Origin of the sequence: Roseicella frigidaeris (genome assembly GCF_003258945.1) — a bacterium.
Classification (GTDB): domain Bacteria; phylum Pseudomonadota; class Alphaproteobacteria; order Acetobacterales; family Acetobacteraceae; genus Paracraurococcus; species Paracraurococcus frigidaeris.
The window spans coordinates 14067-33321 of record NZ_QLIX01000035.1 but is presented as its reverse complement, the minus strand read 5'-3'; the positions used below and the strand labels follow the sequence as shown (position 1 = coordinate 33321).

At 71.7% G+C, this 19255-nt stretch carries 14 protein-coding genes; 5 read left to right on the top strand and 9 right to left on the bottom strand.

What is annotated here, in order from left to right; all coding sequences use genetic code 11:
* Nucleotides 1-165: 165 nt before the first annotated feature.
* From cueR to DOO78_RS24655, 8 genes are all read right to left on the bottom strand, one after another.
* Nucleotides 166-699 carry a Cu(I)-responsive transcriptional regulator gene (cueR, locus tag DOO78_RS24690; protein WP_279387830.1) on the bottom strand — a complete coding sequence of 178 codons (534 nt, stop codon included), beginning with the start codon at nucleotides 697-699 and terminating at the stop codon, nucleotides 166-168.
* Between the two features lie 95 nt (nucleotides 700-794).
* Nucleotides 795-3995 carry an efflux RND transporter permease subunit gene (locus DOO78_RS24685; RefSeq protein WP_111472553.1) on the bottom strand — a complete coding sequence of 1067 codons (3201 nt, stop codon included), beginning with the start codon at nucleotides 3993-3995 and terminating at the stop codon, nucleotides 795-797.
* Nucleotides 3992-5083 carry an efflux RND transporter periplasmic adaptor subunit gene (locus tag DOO78_RS24680; RefSeq protein WP_207803046.1) on the bottom strand — a complete coding sequence of 364 codons (1092 nt, stop codon included), beginning with the start codon at nucleotides 5081-5083 and terminating at the stop codon, nucleotides 3992-3994. The genes DOO78_RS24685 and DOO78_RS24680 overlap by 4 nt, the downstream gene beginning before the upstream one ends.
* A 517-nt stretch (nucleotides 5084-5600) precedes the next feature.
* Nucleotides 5601-5948, bottom strand: coding sequence for a hypothetical protein (locus DOO78_RS24675; RefSeq protein WP_111472551.1), 348 nt, complete (start codon nucleotides 5946-5948; stop codon nucleotides 5601-5603).
* 174 nt (nucleotides 5949-6122) lie between these two features.
* Entirely contained in the window at nucleotides 6123-6575 is a 453-nt protein-coding gene (locus tag DOO78_RS24670) for a four-helix bundle copper-binding protein (RefSeq protein WP_207803045.1), read from the bottom strand.
* A 45-nt stretch (nucleotides 6576-6620) separates the two neighbouring features.
* The gene (locus DOO78_RS24665; protein WP_243634779.1) at nucleotides 6621-7994 is read right to left on the bottom strand and encodes an ATP-binding protein; all 1374 of its coding nucleotides are present in this window, start codon (nucleotides 7992-7994) and stop codon (nucleotides 6621-6623) included.
* Entirely contained in the window at nucleotides 7991-8773 is a 783-nt protein-coding gene (locus tag DOO78_RS24660) for a response regulator transcription factor (protein WP_111472550.1), read from the bottom strand. The genes DOO78_RS24665 and DOO78_RS24660 overlap by 4 nt, the downstream gene beginning before the upstream one ends.
* A gap of 1008 nt (nucleotides 8774-9781) precedes the next feature.
* Nucleotides 9782-11281 (bottom strand): calcium-binding protein, encoded by a 1500-nt coding sequence (locus DOO78_RS24655; RefSeq protein WP_207803044.1) that lies wholly within the window; start codon nucleotides 11279-11281, stop codon nucleotides 9782-9784.
* 324 nt (nucleotides 11282-11605) lie between these two features.
* Here DOO78_RS24655 and DOO78_RS24650 point away from each other — a divergent pair, with 324 nt between their 5' ends.
* The 5 genes from DOO78_RS24650 (at nucleotide 11606) to DOO78_RS24620 (ending at nucleotide 17206) form a co-directional block, all read left to right on the top strand.
* Entirely contained in the window at nucleotides 11606-13525 is a 1920-nt protein-coding gene (locus DOO78_RS24650; protein WP_111472548.1) for a copper resistance system multicopper oxidase, read from the top strand.
* 17 nt (nucleotides 13526-13542) lie between these two features.
* Nucleotides 13543-14385 (top strand): copper resistance protein B, encoded by an 843-nt coding sequence (locus DOO78_RS24645; RefSeq protein ID WP_111472547.1) that lies wholly within the window; start codon nucleotides 13543-13545, stop codon nucleotides 14383-14385.
* 829 nt (nucleotides 14386-15214) lie between these two features.
* Nucleotides 15215-15601 (top strand): copper resistance CopC family protein, encoded by a 387-nt coding sequence (locus DOO78_RS24630; RefSeq protein ID WP_111472544.1) that lies wholly within the window; start codon nucleotides 15215-15217, stop codon nucleotides 15599-15601.
* Nucleotides 15598-16494: a CopD family protein gene (locus DOO78_RS24625; RefSeq protein ID WP_111472543.1), complete on the top strand. Its 897-nt coding sequence runs from the start codon at nucleotides 15598-15600 to the stop codon at nucleotides 16492-16494. Before DOO78_RS24630 ends, DOO78_RS24625 begins: the two co-directional genes overlap by 4 nt.
* A 202-nt stretch (nucleotides 16495-16696) precedes the next feature.
* A complete protein-coding gene (locus DOO78_RS24620) occupies nucleotides 16697-17206 on the top strand; it encodes a hypothetical protein (RefSeq protein ID WP_111472542.1) in 510 nt (169 codons plus the stop codon).
* A 1227-nt stretch (nucleotides 17207-18433) separates the two neighbouring features.
* On the opposite strand, the gene DOO78_RS24615 is transcribed toward DOO78_RS24620, so the two are convergent.
* Nucleotides 18434-18907: a c-type cytochrome gene (locus DOO78_RS24615; protein WP_243634778.1), complete on the bottom strand. Its 474-nt coding sequence runs from the start codon at nucleotides 18905-18907 to the stop codon at nucleotides 18434-18436.
* Nucleotides 18908-19255: the final 348 nt, after the last annotated feature.

The window sequence follows — 19255 nt, the reverse complement described above, 5'->3', positions numbered from 1 at the left end:
AGTGCCCACTCCGCATCTGTCAGGTCGCTCTCGTAGCGCAGTCCACGCCGCGTCGCGGCTCGACGGTGTTCCGGCTTCCACATGCGCCACCCCTCAGCACAACCGTACCCGAGGGAATCACAACCGATTCCAGCGACTCAACTTCTTTCCGGAAGGGCTCTCAGATTACGCCGCCGGAGAGGAAGCGCATTGATGCGGATCAACTTGGCGGCGGCCCGGCCCACGCCCGCCGCCGCCCTCCAGGTCGCGCAGGATCGGGCACTCGGGCCGGTGGTCGCCGCGGCAGGCGTCGGCCAGCTCCTGCAGGGTGTCCCGCATGGCGGTCAGCTCCAGGATCTTGGCCTCCAGCTCGGCCACGTGCTCCTCGGCGATCCGCTTCACGTCGGCGCTCGACCGCTCCCGGTCCCGCCACAGGCCGACCAGCAGCCTGATGCGCTCGATCGGCAGGCCGAGGTCGCGCGCCCGCCGGATGAAGCGTAGCGTGTTGACATCCCTGTCCTTGTAAACGCGATATCCCGCCTCGGTCCGGCCAGCCCTGGGTATGAGGCCGATGCTCTCGTAATAGCGGAGCATCTTGGCCGAGACGCCGGATGCCGCCGAGGCTTGCCCGATGTTCATGCTGGCCTCCGTCCACCGACCGCCCGGGGGCGGCTTTCCGCTGAAGATGGGATTTCCCATGGTGGGAAGGTCAAGCCCCATAGAGCAGCCCTCCCCAGGGGGCTTACCCCAGGCCCGTGTTCGCGTTCACGGACCGGGGAGATCCCGCGCCGGAGCAGGGTCCAGCGCGGGCCGCTTCACTCTCCAGCCAGCGGCACCGGGCCCAGGGGGGCCGTCCCGGTCCGCAGGCCTGCCGTCGCCCCTCGGCCCTCGTTGCCCACCGGTCGCGGCAGGCCCCGGCCCTTCACCAAGCCGTAGATTGCCGGGATGACCAGCAGGGTCAGCAGGGTGGAGGAGACCATCCCGCCCACCATCGGCACGGCGATGCGCCGCATCACCTCCGAGCCGGTGCCGTCGCTCCAGAGGATCGGCAGCAGACCGGCCATGATGGCCACCACCGTCATCATCTTCGGCCGGACGCGGTCCACCGCGCCCACCATGATGGCCTCCCGCAGGTCGGCCCGGGTGAGGGCGAGGCCATCGGCGGCGCGCCGCTCGCGGACCTCCCGCAGGGCGTGGTCGAGGTAGATGAGCATAACCACGCCAGTCTCGGCCGCGACGCCTGCGAGGGCGATAAAGCCGACCGCGACCGCGACAGACATGTTGAAGCCCATCCACCACACCAGCCAGACGCCGCCCACCATGGCGAAGGGCAGCGAGAGCATGACGATGAGCGTCTCGGAGATGGAGCGGAAGTTGAGGTAGAGCAGAAGGAAGATGAGCAACACCGTAACCGGGACGACGATGCGCAGCCGCGCCTCGGCCCGCTCCAGGTACTCGAACTGGCCGCTCCAGGCGGCATAGTAGCCGGGCGGGAAGGCCACCTCGGTCGCCACCGCCCGTCGCGCCTCGTCGACGTAGCCGCGCAGGTCGCGACCGCGCAGGTCCACGTAGACGTAGCCCGCGAGCTGGCCGTTCTCGGTGCGGATCGCCGTCGCGCCCCGGGTCAGGTTGACCTGCGCCACCTCGCCGAGCGGCACCATGCCGCCGCCGGGCAGCGGCACCTGCACCTCGGCGGCAATCGCCTGCGGGTCGCTGCGGAGCTCGCGCGGGTAGCGGACATTCACCGCGTAACGCTCGCGCCCCTCGACGGTCGTGGTCACCGTCTCGCCGCCGAGCGCCGACGAGACCACCGCCTGCACGTTATCGATGGAGAGGCCATAGCGGGCCAGCGCGGCGCGGTCCGGCACGATGTCTAGGTAGTAGCCGCCGATGATGCGCTCGGCGTAGGCGCTGGTGGTACCGGGTACGTTGCGGACCACAGCTTCCACCTGGCGGGCGAGCTGTTCGATCTCGTTGATGTCCGGGCCGAACACCTTGATGCCCACGGGCGTGCGGATGCCGGTCGAGAGCATATCAATGCGCGCCCGGATGGGCATGGTCCAGGCGTTGCTCACGCCCGGGAACTGCAGGGCCCGGTCCATCTCGGCGACCAAGCTCTCGGTGGTGACGCCCGGCCGCCATTCCGAGCGCGGCTTCAGCTGGATGACCGTCTCGAACATCTCGATCGGCGCCGGGTCGGTCGCGCTGTTCGCCCGCCCCGCCTTGCCGTAGGCCGAGGCGACCTCGGGGAAGGAGCGGATGATTCGGTTCTGCACCTGCATCAGCTCCGCTGCCTTGGTGACCGAGAGGCCCGGCAGGGTGGTCGGCATGTAGAGCAGGGTGCCCTCGTTCAGCGTCGGCATGAACTCGCCGCCGATCTCCCGCGCGGGCCAGATGGTGGCGGTCAGCGCCGCGACCGCGACGACGATGGTGAGCACCCTGGCCCGCAGCACCAGCCGGATGCAGGGGCGGTAGAACCAGATCAGCAGCCGGTTCACCGGGTTGCGGTGCTCCGGCATGATCCGGCCGCGCACGAACAGCACCATCAGCGCCGGCACCAGGGTGACCGAGAGCAGGGCCGCCGCCGCCATGGCGAAGCTCTTCGTGTAGGCGAGCGGGTGGAACATCCGCCCTTCCTGCGCCTCCAGGGCGAAGATCGGCAGGAAGGAGACGGTGATGACCAATAGGCTGAAGAACAGCGCCGGGCCCACCTCCGTCGCCGCCTCGACGAGCACGTCGAGTCTCGGCCTGCCGGGCGCCGCGCGCTCCAGGTGCTTGTGGGCGCTCTCGATCATCACGATGGCCGCGTCCACCATGGCGCCGACCGCGATGGCGATGCCGCCCAGGCTCATGATGTTCGAGCCGATGCCGAGCAGCTTCATGGCGACAAAGGCCATCAGCACGCCGACCGGCAGCATCAGGATGGCGACCAGCGCGCTCCGGAGGTGCAGCAGGAAGACGATGGTCACCAGGGCGACCACCAGGCTCTCCTCGATCAGCGTGTGCTTGAGGGTCGCGACGGCGTCCAGGATGAGGCCCGAGCGGTCGTAGACCGGCTGGACCTCCACCCCCTGCGGCAGGCTCGGCAGGAGCTCGGCCAGCCGCTCCTTGGCGTTGCGAATGACGTCCAGGGCGTTAGCGCCGTAGCGCTGCAGGACGACGCCGCTCGCCACCTCGCCCTGGCCGTCCAGCTCGGCGATGCCGCGCCGCTCGTCCGGGCCGACCTCCACCCGCGCCACGTCCGCCAGCGTCACCGGGGTGCCGCCCGCCTCGGCGCGCAGGACGACGCGCTCGATGTCGTCGACGCCGCGCAGGTAGCCGCGGCCGCGGACCATGTACTCGAACTCGGACATCTCGACGGTCCGACCGCCGACGTCCTGGTTGCTGGTGCGGATCGCCTCGCGCACCCGATCGAGCGACACGCCGAGGGCGCGCAGCCGCAGCGGGTCCACCACGACCGTGTACTGCTTGACGAAGCCGCCGACCGCGGCGACCTCGGCCACGCCCTGGGCGCGGGCGAGGCCGTAGCGCAGCCGCCAGTCCTGCACCGACCGCAACTCGGCCAGGGTCAGGTCCTTGGCCAGCAGCGCGTACTGGAACACCCAGCCGACGCCGGTGGCGTCCGGCCCGAGCGTGGGGGTCGCCCCGGCGGGCAGCCGGCGCGAGGCGTTGTTCAGGTACTCGAGCACGCGGCTGCGCGCCCAGTAGATGTCGGTGCCGTCCTCGAAGATGACGTAGACGTAGGACGCCCCGAAGAAGGAGAAGGCGCGGACCACCTTGGCCCTGGGCACGGTCAGCATGGCCGAGGCGAGCGGGTAGGTGACCTGGTCCTCGACCACCTGCGGCGCCTGCCCGGCGAACTCGGTGTAGACGATGACCTGGGTGTCCGAGAGGTCCGGCAGCGCGTCGAGGGGCGTGTTGCGCACCGCCCAGACGCCCGCGGCGACGGTGACGGCGGTCGCCAGCAGCACCAGGAACAGGTTGCGCGCCGACCAGGCGATGAGGCGGCCGATCATTGGTGGTCCTCCCCGGCAGGGGTGGCGGCGGCGAGGCCCCGCAGCGCGGCGCGCAGGTTGCTCTCGGCGTCGATCAGGAAGTTGGCGGCCACGACGACCCGGTCGCCCTCGGCGAGGCCCTCGCGCACCTCGACGAAGCCGCCGCCGCGACGCCCGATGCGGACCTCCCGCGGCTCGTAGCGGCCCTCGCCGCGCTCAAGGAAAACGACGCGCCGGGTGCCGCTGTCGATCACCGCGCCCTCGGGCACCGCGACCGTCGCGCCGCCGCCGCTGGCGGCGATCTCAACCTCGGCGTACATGCCGGGCAGCAGCAGGCCGTCCGGGTTCGGAAGCTCGATCCGCACCCGGGCGGTGCGGGCGCTGGCGTTGAGCTGCGGGTAGATCAGGGCGACACGCCCCTGGAAGGCCCGGTCCGGCAGCCCGCGCGGGCGCACCTCGACCGTCTGGCCCGGGGCGACGGAGCCGACGTCGCGCTCGGGGATCTCGGCCAGCACCCAGACCACCGAGAGGTCGGCGAGGCGGAACAGCGCCTCCCCGGGCGGGGCACGCATGCCGTCCACCGCGGTCCGCTCCAGGACCACGCCGTCGCGCGGCGCGGGCCAGACGAGGCTCTGCGGGATCCGCCGGTTCCGGTCGATCTCGGCCAGCACCTCGGGCGGCACGCCAAGGTTCTCCAGCCGCCGCCTGGCGCCTTCCGGCGTGGCCGAGGTCGCGCCGGACGGAGTGTTCAGCATAGCGACGTACTGCGCCCCGGCAGCGACGACATCCGCCGAGAAGACCCGCATCAGCGGCTGTCCCTTGCGGACCCGGTCGCCGGTGGTGACTGGCTCGACCCGCTCGACGAAGGCCTCGGTCCGCAGCGCCACCACCGACACCCGCCGTTCGTCGAGCTGGATGCTGCCCGGGGCGCGCACGGGGCGCACCACCTGGCGCCGGGCGACCGGCTCGGTCCGCACGCCCGAGGTCTGCAGGCGCCCGGGCGCGACCCGGACCATCCCGTCGTCCGCGGCCTCGCCCTCGTAGACGGGGACATAGTCCATCCCCATCGAGTCCTTCTTCGGCACCGGCGAGGTGTCCGGAAGGCCCATCGGATTCCGGTAGTAGAGGATGCGGCGTGGGCTGGTGGTTGCGGGCCGCTCTTCCGCCGGATGCGCCTGATGCGCGCTATGGTCGCCTGCGGGCACGACAGCGGTGGGATGTCCGGACGCGCCGTTCCCGCCTCCACCCGCCCCGTTGTGGTCATGGCCCTGGTGTTCGGACGCCAGGGCGGAGCGGGAGAAGGGGTCCGTCCAGCCAGCGCGGTGGGCGGCGTAGCCGCCCAGCCCAAGCGCGGCGGCCGGGACCAGGGCCGCCAGGAGGATGCCGCGTCGCATCGTCAGCCTCCCACCGGAGCGTGAGGGACGGGGGAGCGGGGCGGTGTCGTCCCGGGGTTCGTCGTTTCTCTCGTCTGGCGCCGCGGCCGCGGGCATCTGCGCCGCCTCGGCCAGCCTCATCCACCTGGACATCGTCCTGAATCCTTGTCAGTCGCCTGCGTGCGCGGCGGTCCGGGCCACGGCCCGGCGCCTGCGGTGCGGGATGGCCGCGGCGTGCGCGACCGGCTCGGATTCAGATCTTCGGTGGCTGGAGCGGGGGCGCGACACCGATACCGGCGAGCCCAACCTCGGGCGCGGCTGACGGCACGACCAGCAGAATGGGTTGCACTGCCTCCGACGCGCCCAGACCCGCCATCGCGGCGGGGCACGTGGCCAGGCAGACGACGGCGCAGGCCATCCCCATGGGGCGCTCCGGACCACTCCCGTCGTCGCCACACGGCGTTCCGTCGTGCGCCGCCATGGAGGTCGTGGCAGCCATCTGCCCGCACGGCTCTCCCGCCACCGCCGAGGCGGCTCCGGAAAGGAGCAGCGCGATTGTCGCCAGGATCGCCACAACGCGCCGGAAGGAGAGGACGCCCATGCTTTTTTTTAGCACGCCCACAACGAGAGCAGTTTGACCGGGATCAACAAGCCAACACGACGCCGGTCCGCGGCGCTCGGCGCGCCGCTTCAGCCCGAGTGGCGCGGCTGACGGACCGCCGCGCGACGATGCGCGAGGCCATGGCCCGTGAGGGGAGAATCCTCTGGCCCCTGCTCAGATGGGCGACTTCGCCATGTCGCGGCAGCTCTCGGCGCAGTCCCGGCAGACCCGCGCGCAGCGCTTCATCTGCTCGTCGGCCGTGAATGCCTCGCAGTCCTTCGCGCAGGTCTCGCAGAGCTCCGCGCAGGCGTTGCACACGACCGCGTGCCGCGACGAGCGCCGGAGCAGGGAATTGGCGGTGAGCTGGCACATCTCCGCGCAATCCTGCAGCAGGGCGATGTGGCCGGGAGCTATGTGCCCGCTAGTCTGCTCGGTGCAGTAGCGTGCCGTCTCGAGGCACATGGCGTGGGACCTGACGCAGGCGAGGACGCAGTCACCGACCGACATAGCGCTGTGCCCGGCGCCGTGCGTCTCGTGCGTGGGGCCGGCGGTGCCCTGGGCAAGGGCGGCCGACGGAAGGATGCCCGCCGCGACCAGGGCGGCGGGCAGGTGGCGGCGGCTCAGCATGCTGTTGTCCTCCCATCAGGTCTGTGGAGCACCGTCGCGGGGCGGTCATGTCCCTGGTCCGGCTTCGGCCTTGGCCTCGGTGCCGCTCGCGCCCGGACCCGTGCGCGGCAGCCACACCTTCACGGTCAGCCCGCCGCCTCGGCGGTTGGCGAGGGAAATGGTGCCGCCATGGGCCGCGATCACCTGCCGGGCGATGGTGAGGCCCAGACCCGAGCCGCCAGTGCCGCGGTTGCGCGACGCCTCAAGGCGGTGGAACGGCTCGAACACCGCCTCGAGTTCGTCTTCGGGGATGCCGGGCCCGCTGTCCTCGATCCAGACCGTCGCGTCCCCCGACACGTCGGAGAGCGTGACGCGCGCCCCACCGCCGTACTTGACCGCGTTGTCGATGAGGTTGGCGAAGGCGCGCTTCATCGCCAGCGGCCGCAAGGGCAGTGGTGTCCGGTCGGGCCCGGCGTAGGTCACCGCATCGCCCCGGTCCGCCGCGTCGTCGCAGAGCGTGCGCAGGATGGTGGCGAGGTCGGCCTGGCGCGGCGCCTCGCTCTCCGCCTCGCCTCGGAGGTAGGCGAGGGTCGAGGCCACCATGCCCTCCATCTCGTCGAGGTCGGCGTCGATGGCCCCCTGCGCCTCCGTGTCCTCCAGGAAGCCCGCGCGCAGCCGCAGGCGCTGGATCGGGGTCCGCAGGTCGTGGCTGACCGCCGCCAGCGCCTGCGTGCGGTCGGCGACCAGGCGGTGGATGCGCGCCTGCATGGCGTTGAAGGCGCGCGCGGCGTGCCGGACTTCACGCGGCCCGTCCTCCGGCAGGGGCACCGGGGAGCCGCCCGCGCCGAATTGGTCCGCGGCCCGCGCCAGGCGCCGCAGCGGGTTGTTGATCCAGCCCACCACCAGGACCGAGGTCAGGATGATGCCGAGCGCCATGGCGCTGAGCGAGGCGAGGGAGGCGTGGCTCGGCACGTACGCCAGCTCTGCCATCGGGACGTCGAAGGTGACCCAGCTGCCGTCCGCGAGGCCAATCCCGCCGCGGACGTGCTGGACGTCGCCCGCCGCCGGGACGCGGCCGAGCCGCAGGCCCGCCGGATCCTGCAGCTGCCGCTCCAGGCGGGCGCGGAGCGAGGCCAGGGCGGCCCCCCCGTCCCGCAGGTCGGGCGGCGGCGCGCTGGCCCAGGCCACCGCGAAGCCCGGCGAGGAGAGGCCGCGTGCGGCCGTCTCGCGCACCTCGACCGGGAGCGCGCCGAGGACCCGGACGGCCGCCGCCGCGTGGTCCGCCGTGTGGACCTCGCGCGCCTCCTCCAGGGCGCCCTCCACGTTGCGCTCCAGCAGCCACACGCTGCCGAGGTGGAACACCAGGAGCCCGGTGAGCAGCGTGAGCACGGTCCTGCCCGCGAGGCTCGCGGGCGACAGCCAGTCCAGAGCGCGCCTCAAGGGACCCGCTCCACGCCGGGCAGGAACACATACCCCGCGCCGCGGACCGTCTTGATCATCGCCGTCCCGCCCTCCTCGCCTTCGAGCTTGCGCCGGAGCCTGCTCACCAGGACGTCCACGCTGCGGTCGTTAGGGTCCGCGATGCGCCCGCGCGACAGCTCCAGGATCTGGTCGCGCGCCAGCACGCGCTGCGGGTGCTCCAGGAAGGCGAGGAGCAGGTCGAACTCGGCGCCCGAGAGGTCGATGACCGCACTGGCGGGCGAGAGCAGCTCACGTCGCACGGTGTCGAGGGTCCAGCCCTCGAAGCGCAGGCGGTGGCCTGCGGTCTCCCCGGGGGCGCTGGCGGGTAGGCCGGCGCGGCGCAGGACGGCGCGGATGCGGGCCAGCAATTCCTGCCGTCCGAAGGGCTTGGGCAGGTAGTCGTCCGCTCCGAGGTCGAGGCCGATGACGCGGTCGGCCTCGGCGCCCTTGGCGGTGACCATCACCACGGGCAGGGTAGGCCGTTCGGCACGCAGGGCACGGAGCAACTCCAGGCCGGACTGCCCCGGCAGCATGACGTCGAGGAGGACGAGATCGACATCCGCGTTCCCCAGCGTCTCCCGCATTTCCCCGCCGTCACGGACCCCGGTGGCGCGGAAGCCGTTCTCGCGCAGCAGTCGGCCGATCAGGTGGCGCATGGGCGCGTCGTCCTCGACGACGAGGACGTGCGCCTCCGGGGCGATCCCCCGGCGCCCGGGCGGCTCCGGGGGCGCCCCGCTCGTGGTGCTGGTGTCCGCCATGGTTCCTGCCGCGCCACCTCGCATGATCCTACCGATCAGATGGGGCCCGCCACCGTGGGAGGGTCAAGGTCGGCGTTGGCGCCAGGGCGGCCCAGACATGTTTTGTCGTAATTCGACGACGAACCCCGTGCTGGCGACATGCTTCGCGTGTCGGCCGCCAGGACGCGAGCCAGTGCCGCCGGCACGGCAGCCGACGCAGGTGGAGATCGACGACCGGCTCCGGCAGCCGCGCATGCACGCGGAGAAGCGCGGTCCGGATGGTTCGGCAGGGGACGCGATCCGCGCTGAACCTGCCAGGGCGGCCCCGCCGGGCGGAGAGGGGCGGCGCTGAGGCTAAACTGCGGTCCTCGCGCCGCTTACCGACCGAGCCGCCGCGATCACCTCAGTGCGCGTGGCCCGTTCCCGTGACCCCAGGATGCGTGAACTCGGCGCCGCCAAGGCCGCCACCGGTCACATTCACGGACGGGGTTCCCGCGCCTGCCCCCACCCCGGGCGCCGTGCCTATGCCGGACGTGCCTCGGGCCTGCGACGGCGCGCCACCTTGGAAGCCTGTCGTCTGTGGCCGTGGGGCACAGGCGCCGAGCGCGGCCACGACGCCGCCGAGAACTGCCACTTTGAGGATATGCCTGTTTGCAGACATTCGTTTTCTCCATCTGATGCCGGGCCTGGGCGAGCGCACCTGGGACTCGAAGTGCCTCCGACACCGCGTGGAACCGGCCAGGGTCGGCGCACGCCCGCTTGGAAGTGGGTGCGCCTGACTGCGAACTCCTCGATCACGGGACAGTTCGACCCGGTTTGTGACGTAGTATGTCAACGCTCGCCGTTCGGAGTGGGTGAGTCGGCCCGTGGCTGGTCAGCCTGACGCGGTGAGCCCGGGAGCGGTGGACGGCCGACACGGCCGACACGGCCGGAGCGGTCTGAAATGCCGCTCCGGCCGTGCGAGATCACCCGGCGTCGCCGCTCAGCCATGCTCTTACCCGGCACCGGGTCGAGCGGCGCCCTTGCGGCTCAGGCGAAGCAGTAGTCGGTGGTGGAAGAGTTCGTCTCCGTGTTCGTCGCAACCGCGTTCTGATCTGCTGTTGCCTGCTGGCTGTCCTCGCGGAAGACGTACCAGGAGCCGTAGTCGTTGATCCCCGCCACGAACTGCGGAGCGCTGTCGAACATGAAGTCGCTCTGGCGGAGGTCCGCCACGGGCACGCCTTGCAGCAGGATCGAGCCGTCCGGGGCGCCGTCGTGGTTCACGTCCCAGGAGATCAGCGCGCCGTTGTCCGTGTCGGTGACCGTCAGGTCCTGCGCGTTGATGCCTTCAGGGGCGATGTGGTCGAAGGCGCCCTGCGCGAGACCGGTGGCCTGGAAGTCGAGCACCACGTCGTTGCCGCTGTCCGGCATGACGATGAAGGCGTCCGCGCCCGGTCCCCCGATCAGGGTGTCGTCTCCTGGTCCGCCGTCGAGCATGCCGTGGCCCGGACCTTCGTCGAGGTAGTCGTTGCCCGCCCCGCCCATGAGGTTGTCGTTCTGGTCCCCTCCGACCAAGCTGTCGTGGCCGTCGCCGCCCATCAGCCGGTCTTCGCCCGCGCCGCCCTGAAGGGTGTCGTTCCCGGATCCGCCCGTTAGGCCGTCCCCCATCAGGCCGCCGGAAAGGCTGTCGTCCCCGCCCTGGCCGAAGAAGTGGTTGCTCGTCTGATCGCCGCCCCGGAGCGTGTCTGCCCCGTCACTCCCAACCCTGATCCACTGGTCGTCGAAGCGCAGGCTGAACTGGTCGGCGCCGTCATGCTGGTTCGGCAGCGCGCCCGGGTGGTCCGTGGTGGCGGTGATGTGCGGCCCGTCGGTGCTCGGCGAGGGCCGCTCGGCGGCAGGGTCGCTCGGCGGCCGCACGCCCGGCGGCAAATCCGGGTTGTCGGTGAACATGAAGTCGTCCTGGGCGAGGTCGGCCTTGTGCACGCCCTCGAGCAGGGCCGAGCCGCCTTCCCAGCTGACCTTCACGCCGTCCGGGCCGTCCGCGAAGCTGAGGTCCGCCCACCGCAGGCCCACGAGCGCCAGGTGGTCGAACATGCCGGGCCCGGCGGTGAAGTCCTTGATGACGTCGTCGCCGCTGCCGCGCGTGACGACGAAGGCGTCGGGCCCCGCACCACCGACCAGGGTGTCGTCGCCGGGGCCGCCATTCAGGTCGCCGTGGCCCGCGCCTTCGTCCAGGAAGTCATTTCCCGGACCGCCCATCACGGCGTCGTCCTGCGGTCCGCCGTACAGGCTGTCATTCCAGTCCCCGCCCATCAGCAGGTCCGTGCCGTCGTGCCCGACCAGGACGTCGTTCCCGCCCTGCCCCTCAAGGGCGTCGGCCTGCGGCCCCCCGGCGATCTGGTCGTCGCCCTCGCGGCCCCAGAGGTGGTTCTGAGCGTCCTCCGAACCGACCAGCACGTCGGCGCCCAGGGTGCCCACGGCGAGGTGGTGCGTGTCGGGTCCCGAGCCGAAATCGTAGGCGCCCCCGGCAGCGAGCGAGTCGTCAGACATGCGCGTGTCTCCTTCCCTCCGGACTGCTTCCGGGGCGCCAGCCATGAAGTCCGATCGCTCTCCGGAAGCACCGGCACGGACCTGAAGCCGCGCTGCCGCTCCACGTTGCCGCTGGTGTGTGACAAAGTATGTCAGAATTCCGAAGGCGGATGCTTCCACCGTGCCGCGCCGAGAAGGCCTGAACCTGCGGCGGGGCGCGTATATGACGAAGTATGTCTGGGGAACTCTCGTGCGTTGCCGCCGGAACCCGGAAACGTCACCTTCCACAAACATGCTGGTGCGGGGCCTCGGGCGACATCCCTGGGCCGGGACGGGAGGTGCGCGATGTCGAGGGTGTCCGGTTTCGGAACCGCGCTGCGGCGGCTGTCGCTGGCCTGGGCGGTGCTCGTCGCCCTGGCGGCGCCCGCGCTGGCGCAGCGCTACGACCTGACGCTCGAGGAGCGGGTGGTCAACATCAACGGCACCGACCGCCCGGCGGTGACCGTCAACGGCCAGTTCCCCGGCCCGCTGATCCGCCTGCGGGAGGGCGAGGAGACGGTGATCCGGGTGACGAACCGGATGGACAGGGAAAGCAGCATCCACTGGCACGGGCTGATCCTGCCCGCGGCGATGGACGGCGCGCCCGGCTTCAGCCCCGGCTTCTCGCAGGGCGTCGGCCCCGGAGAGACCTTCGAGTACCGCTTCCCGGTCCGGCAGTCCGGCACCTACTGGTACCACGCCCACAACCTCGACCACGAGCAGCGCGGCCTCTACGCGCCGATCGTCATCGAGCCGCGCGCGCCAGAGCCCTTCCGTTACGGCCGAGACCACGTCGTGCAGCTCTCGGAGTGGACGGACGAGCGCCCGGCGCAGGTGCTGCGCAATCTCAAGCGCGACCCCGGCTACTACAACTGGAACCGGCGCACGCTGGTCGATCTGCTGCGCGACCTGGGGCAGGCGCCGAGCGGCGAGGCCCGCCGGGCCATCATCCGCGACCGGCTCGACTGGGCCGAGATGCGAATGGACCCGACCGACATAGCTGACATCACCGGAGCGACCTACCGTTATCTCGTCAACGGCTTCCGGCCCGAGACGCCCGCAACGCTGCTGTTCCGGCCGGGCGAGCGGGTGCGGCTGCGGCTCATCAACTCCGGAGCCATGACCTACTTCGACGTACGCATCCCGGGGCTGAAGATGACCGTCGTGCAGGCGGACGGGAACAACATCCAGCCTGTCGTCGTGGACGAGCTGCGCGTCGCGGTCGCCGAGACCTACGACGTCATCGTCGAGCCGCGCGAGGACCGGCAGTACCAGATCCTGGCGGAGACCATGGACCGCACCGGCTGGGCCAGGGCCCGGCTGGCGCCGCGCATGGATGTCCCGGTCGAATCCTTGCCGCCGCACCGCCCGCGCCCGGTCCTGACCATGGCGGACATGTACATGACGCCCGGGCCAACGGGCCTGGACCGCGGCACGCCGCGTCCCGAGCATGACCAGCCTGGCCACGTCTGGCCCTCCTCCGGCATGTCTCATGGCGCGCACGCCATGCCAGCGGGGGAGACCGCGTCGCCGGGTGGCCATGCCGAGCATCTCGCCGCCCAGTCCGCTGGGCACCCTGGCCACCGGGGCGCGCCGGACAACCCACATGTCGGCCACACGCCGGTGCCTCGTCCAACCGCGGCGGACCATGCAGGGACGGGTCACGGCGCGGCGGACGCGCACGGCGCCGCCTCCCCGGCCATGGGCGACCCGATTCGCCACGACACCGGGGCGCCGCCCGGCGCGCGTGTGCTGTCCTACCGCGACCTGCGCCCGCTGCGCGCCGACCCGGAGTGGCGGCCCTACGACCGCATCATCGAGGTGCGCCTGACGGGCAACATGGAGCGCTACATCTGGTCGATGAACGGCAACGAGTTCTGGCGCGCCCAGCCCATCGTCGCCCGGCTCGGCGAGCGGCTGCGCATCCGCTTCATCAACGAGACCATGATGAACCACCCGATGCACCTGCACGGCATGTGGATGGTGCCGGACCTGGGCAACGGCGCCTTCAACCCGCGCAAGCACGTGGTCAACATCAAGCCGGGCACCTCGCTCGATGTCGACGTCATCGTGGATGCGGAGGGCGACTGGGCCTTCCACTGCCACCTGCTCTACCACATGGAGTCCGGCATGATGCGGATCTTCCGCGTCACCCGCGACGGCGCGCCCGTCGCCTCCGCGCAGCAGCCGATGCCGGTCGCCATGCCCGCCGGGCACCGGCACTGACGCCGCGGGAGACCAGCATGACCTCCAAAGCACTGAAGGCCGCGGCGGCGGGCCTCCTGCTCGCCGCGACGCTCTCCTCCACTGCGACCTGGGCGCAGGCGGGCGGCGGACACATCAACCACGCCACGTCCGCCACGAGCACCTCTCCAGCGCCGGGCGGCGGCTTCCTGGCGCCTGAGACGCATGGCATCGACGCTGAGCACCCCCCGCTCTACTTCGGCGCCGTGCTGTTCGATCAGAACGAGGTTCGCAGCAACGGCCGCGGCACCCCGATCTACGCCTGGGAGGGCTTGGCCTATTACGGCACCGACTACCACCGGCTCTGGATCAACACGCGCGGCGAGACGAACCGCGAGCGCGGCGGGCTGGAGCGAGCGGAGCTGCAGGTGCTCTACTCCCGCCTGCTCGGCTACTACTGGGACATCCAGGCGGGCGTGCGCCACGACTTCCGCCTCAACCCGAGCGAGGGCACGCCCCCGCGCACCTATGGCGTGTTCGGCCTGCAGGGGCTGGCCCCCGGCTTCTTCGAGGTGCAGCTGCAAGGGTTCGTCGGGGGCGATGGCGTTTTCCTCGCCCGCGCCTCCGCCTCCTACGACCTGCTCATCACCAACCGGCTCATCCTGCAGCCCGAGGCGGAGCTGAACTTCTCGACCGGCTGGGACCGCGACGCGCTGATCGCGCCTGGCATCTACCGGACCGAGGTCGGTGTGCGGCTGCGCTACGAAATCACACGCGAGTTCGCCCCCTACATCGGCTATTCCCACGAGAGCTTCAACGGCGGCTCGGCCGGGCTGAATCGGCGTTTGGGCCAGCAGCCCTCGCAGTCGACCGTGGTGGCGGGCATCCGCCTCTTCTTCTGAGCATGGCGGCGCAACCCAGGGACTTCGCCGTGGCTGCCGGGCTCAATTCGGGCACCACGCCGACCAATGGAGGATTCATGCGGGCGCGGACAGCACTTCTCCTTGCCGCGGCGGCAGCCCTGCTGGCCGCCTGCGCCGGGCCCACGGACGGGATGGGGCGCGCCAACCCGCCCCCCTACGCCGCAGGCGAGGGGATCGCCACCGCCTCCAGTCCCTCCGCCGGTGACCCCGCCGCGTCCTCCGGCCACGAGCACCACCTGCAGGCGGGCCAGCCGCACGTCCACTGATGCCGCCCCGGCGCATCGCGGTGGTCCGGACCGCGTCTGCCGCCCTCTCGGCCCTTCTCCTCGGCGCCTGCGCGACGCCACCCGACCTGCGCGCCCGTCCGCCTGTCGCCGTCCTCGAGGTCAGGACCAGCGCGGCACGCCTCGCGTCCTGCCTGGCCGACGCCTACGCGGCCGACCCCTTCCGGCTGGAGGTCGACCCCACGGGGCGGGGCGCCCGTATCACGGCCTACGGGACGCCCGGGCGCCTGGCCCCGTGGCGGCGCAGGCCCCGCTTCGAGATCGAGATCGCCGACACCGGGCCCGGAACCGCCGACGTGGTGCTGCGCGCGGCACCGACGCTGCTCGGCCCGGAGGCGGAGGTGGCCAGGCTGCGGCGCCGCGTCGATGCCTGCGCCGACGCGGCGTTCGGGGGCACATTTCGAAGTATTGCTGGCGCCCCCCGAGGGGCCTCTGCGTCTTGCTCCGCACACTGGGCGGGGGGCATTTCATGACCTGAGCCGCCGCGTGGCGCGGCGGCCCTTTGACACAGGCCGAGGTCCCAGATGATCGGTTTCCATCCCCGGCGGCGCGCTTTCGCAGCGACCGCCGCTGCCCTGAATCTCGCCGCGGCGGGCCCCGCGCTGGCGCACTCCGAGGTCCACCACTCCGAGCCCGCCGACGGTGCGGTGCTCGGCTCGGCTCCGCCCGCCATCGTCATCATGTTCCACCAGCCGGTGCGGGTGATGACGCTGCGGCTGCTGGACGAGGCCGGGCACGAGAGGAAGCTCGCCCGCGAGGGCGCGCGCACCGCCGCGGTGCAGGAGGTCCGGGCGTCGGTGCAGGACCGCCTGCCGCCCGGCGGCTACCGCGTCGAGTGGCGTGGCTCGTCCGAGGACGGCCACGTCGGCGGCGGCGCAATCGCCTTCCGGGTCGAGCCCGCCGCCCGGTGATCCTCGCCCTGCTGCGGACAGGGGAGGTTGGGTGGGGCGGCCTCGCCGTGGCGCTGCGGGCCGCCTACTACACCGGAAGCCTCGGCGGCGCGGGCCTCGCCTTCTTCGCCCTGCTGTTCGGCGCCCGCCGCGAGGTCGTGGACGGCGCGCGGTTGCGGCGCTGGGCGGCGGGCGCCGCCCTGTTGGGCCTGCTGGCGGGGAGCGGCGTCCTGGCGGCGCAGGTGGGCGAGCTCACGGCGGGGGAGACCCTCCTCGACCCGGAGGTCTGGGGCGTGGTGCTCGCGTCGCGCGCGGGCGCGTCCTACGGCCTTGGAGGAGTTGGCCTGCTGCTGGTCGCGTCGCTCGCCTTGGGGCCGCGCTGGACGGCCCTGGCCGCCGTCGGTGGTGTCGTGGTCTGTGCCAGCTACGCGCTGCTCGGCCACACCACCGAACTCGCCCCGCGACCGTTGCTGGCAGGTCTGCTGCTGGTCCACCTGCTGGTGGCCGCCTTCTGGATCGGCAGCCTGCCGCCGCTGGCCTGGGCGGCCCGGCGGGATGCACCGGATGTGGCGCGCCTCGTCGAGGACTGGGCCCGCGTCGCCGTGGCCGCCGTGCCGGTGCTGGTGGCGGCTGGCCTGCTGCTCGCCTGGCGGATCCTCGGTGGGATCGGCGAAATCCTCGGCTCCTGGTACGGCTGGGCGCTCCTGGCCAAGCTGTCCCTGGTGGCGGTCCTGCTCGGCTTCGCCGCCTGGCACCGCTTCCGGCTGACACCTGCGCTGGCGGCCCGCGCCCCGGGGGCGGGAGCGAGGCTGGCACGCTCCGTCTCGGCTGAAGCGATTGTCGCGCTGCTGGTGCTCTGGGCCGCCGCCGAGATGGTCTCCACCTCGCCGGGCGGAATGCAGGGTGCGCGCTGAACGTGCCTGCAGGGGGCCAGTCGGCCTCGCGGCAGCGGAGCACACCCAAGATGGGGTGAGATCCGGATGCGTTCCTCACAGGATGCGCACGGCCGGGCTTCCGGGTCCTGCCTCGGCAGGAGGACGTCGTGGCGGTGGCGCAGGACTCCCGGTTCAGCGTGGGGCTCGGGACAAGGAATGAGCAAAGGGACGGGAGAGGGTGATGGACGCAATCCGGAAAACGACCGCGAGCGCCGTTCCGCGCCGCCGTGCGCTGCTGGGCGCGGCCATCGGCCTGGCGTTCACCAGCGTGCCGCACGACGCGGGCGCCGTGCATTCCGAAGGCGCCTTCCGCCGCGCGGGAAACCTGGTAGTGTACCTCGGTGTGGTCCCGGCCGCCGTGGTGCGCGGGCACCCGCCGGAACACACGGGAAAAAGCATGCACGGCGGCGCGCCGGAAGGCCGCTATGTCCATCATCTGCTTGTCGCGGTGTTTGAGGAAGCGACCGGCGCGCGCGTCACGGATGCCGCGGTGACGGCCACCATCCACGGCCGTCGGCACAGCCCCGAGACGCGGATCGCCCTGGAGCCGATGACGCTCGACGGCGCCACGGTCTATGGCGGCTTCGCGACCCTGCCGCCGCGCGATTACTACCGCCTCGAGGTCGAGGTGCGGCGTCCCGGGGCCGCGCCGGTGCGCGCCATCTTCCCGCATAGGCACTTCCAGCCATGAAGCGGAGCAGGCCCCGGAGGCACACGTAGGTCAATGAAAGCGAGCCCGGCGCCACCGGGCTCGAGATGGGGAGGAGAAAGCGATGATCAGGCCTGTCGTCCGGATGATGTGCTCCATGGCGCTCGCCGCCGCCTTGGCCAGTTGCGCCGCGGCGCCGAAGTCCGAGAGCTACCGCTTCGAACTCCTCAGCCAGCAGGTGCCTCCGAGCCAGAATGCCGAGGTTCGGGTCCGCCTGCTGCATCTGCCGGACAACCGCCCGGTTGCCGGGGCCGTCGTCTACGAGCACCAGTCCGAGATGGTGCATCGGCCCGGCACCCAAGCGCGAGAATATGGCTCTTCCCCGGTGCGCGTGGCTCCGGGGATCGGCGCGCCGCCTCCCATCGTGTTTCCTTCCCGGATGGGCGAGGGGCCCAATCCTCCTCCCGTCCCGGCGGTGGAGGAGGGCAACGGCGTCTACCGCGTCCACGCCGTCCTGCCGATGGCCGGTGACTGGACCCTGACGCTGGTCGCGCGTGTGCCGGGCGAGGCGGCACCAGTGCGCAGCGAACTGCCGGTCAGGGNACTCCGTCCCGGCGACCTACACACGACTTCGGCCGCCTCCCGTCAGTTGGCGCGCGCTGGAGTTTCGCGCCCGTGCTGGACCGTCGGCCCCCCGTCCCCGGTGCCACCGGTGATCTGCCCACCATACGGCGACCCGGCGCTACCGGACCCGGTTCCACCGTGGATGACCTCAGGGGAGCCGCCACCCGTCGGCGCCAGTCGAGCGGCGCCGATGCTCGTGCCAGGGCCGGACGCCGGATGGTGGACTTCCGGCCCGCCGCCCGGTGCGTTCATGAGGTGGGTCGGTGCCTGTCCGGAGGCGTGGCCCGGCGCGGTACTGTGGTCCATGGAGTCCTGGTTTGGTGCCGTGCAGGCGGTCAGCGCCGCGGCTGCGATGGCGATCGCGACGTACTTGGACACTCGGTTCATCGTCGTCCTCTTTGTCTTTCCCGTCGGGGCGCTTCGGTTACTGCAAGTTCGTCCCGGGTGCGGACCGAGGCAACCGAATCTTTATGACAAAACATGTCTGGTGCAGCGCGGGACGCGCGGCCAGGAGCGAAGGCTGGAGCCGGGTTGGTGCCGCGGCACCATTGCCGCTGGCAATGCCGCGACGGCTCTCCGCCGGAGCCTCGCATCACGGCAAGGCACGTCCAGGCCCCCTGGACACGCGTCTTCGATGGCGACGTTTCAGCGCCGCTGGCCCGCCGTCCCAAGCGCCTCCTGCCTCGCGCGGATGTCTGCGGGCCAGGTGCTCTTAATGAAGAGCAGGACGGCGCGGATCTGCTTGTCGTCGAGCACGTCGCCGAACGCAGGCATGTCGGTCTCGTAGCCGGGCACGAGGCCAGCAGGACCGCGCTTCGTCAGCTCGAAGAGCTGCGCGTCCGAATGGTGCCAGGTGTGGCCGGAGGCGTCGTGCGGCGGTGCTGGCAGGCGCCCGTCCGCCCGGCGTTGGCGCCAATTGGGCTGCCCCTCCAGTTCGGCACCATGGCAGGAGGCGCAGTGCTGGGTATAGAGTTGCTGGCCCCGCGCCAGGGTCGCCGCGTCAACTCCCGCGACGGTACGGTTCTGGCCGCCAGGCGTCAGCAGCCAAGCACCGCCAAGGCTGGCAACGAGCCCTGCCAGTCCTGCGGCAAGGAGCATTCGACGGCTGAATGCCTTCACTGGCTGGCCGCGCCGTGAAATGGTGTCGTGAGCCACACCGCCATCTCGCTGTCCCTGTCGAGCGCGGCGTCCGCCGACGTACCGGCGTTACGGCAGTAGGATCCATGCAACGAGCGGTCAACACCAAAGGAACCCGCCGTGCCTCCAGGCTCGTGACAAAGTATTTCTCCGTGCGGAGCTTGCGTCACGTCAAACCTGCCTCCCACCACCTAGCTCACTGTCGCGCATAGCCGCGCGAGGAGGGGCATGGCCATGGACGGCACGGTGACGGCAGTGAAGGCGGCAGCGAGCAGGCAGGAGGCCGCCGCGTGCGGGCACGGCCAGCGGGAGCGCGACCGCGCTGTCCGG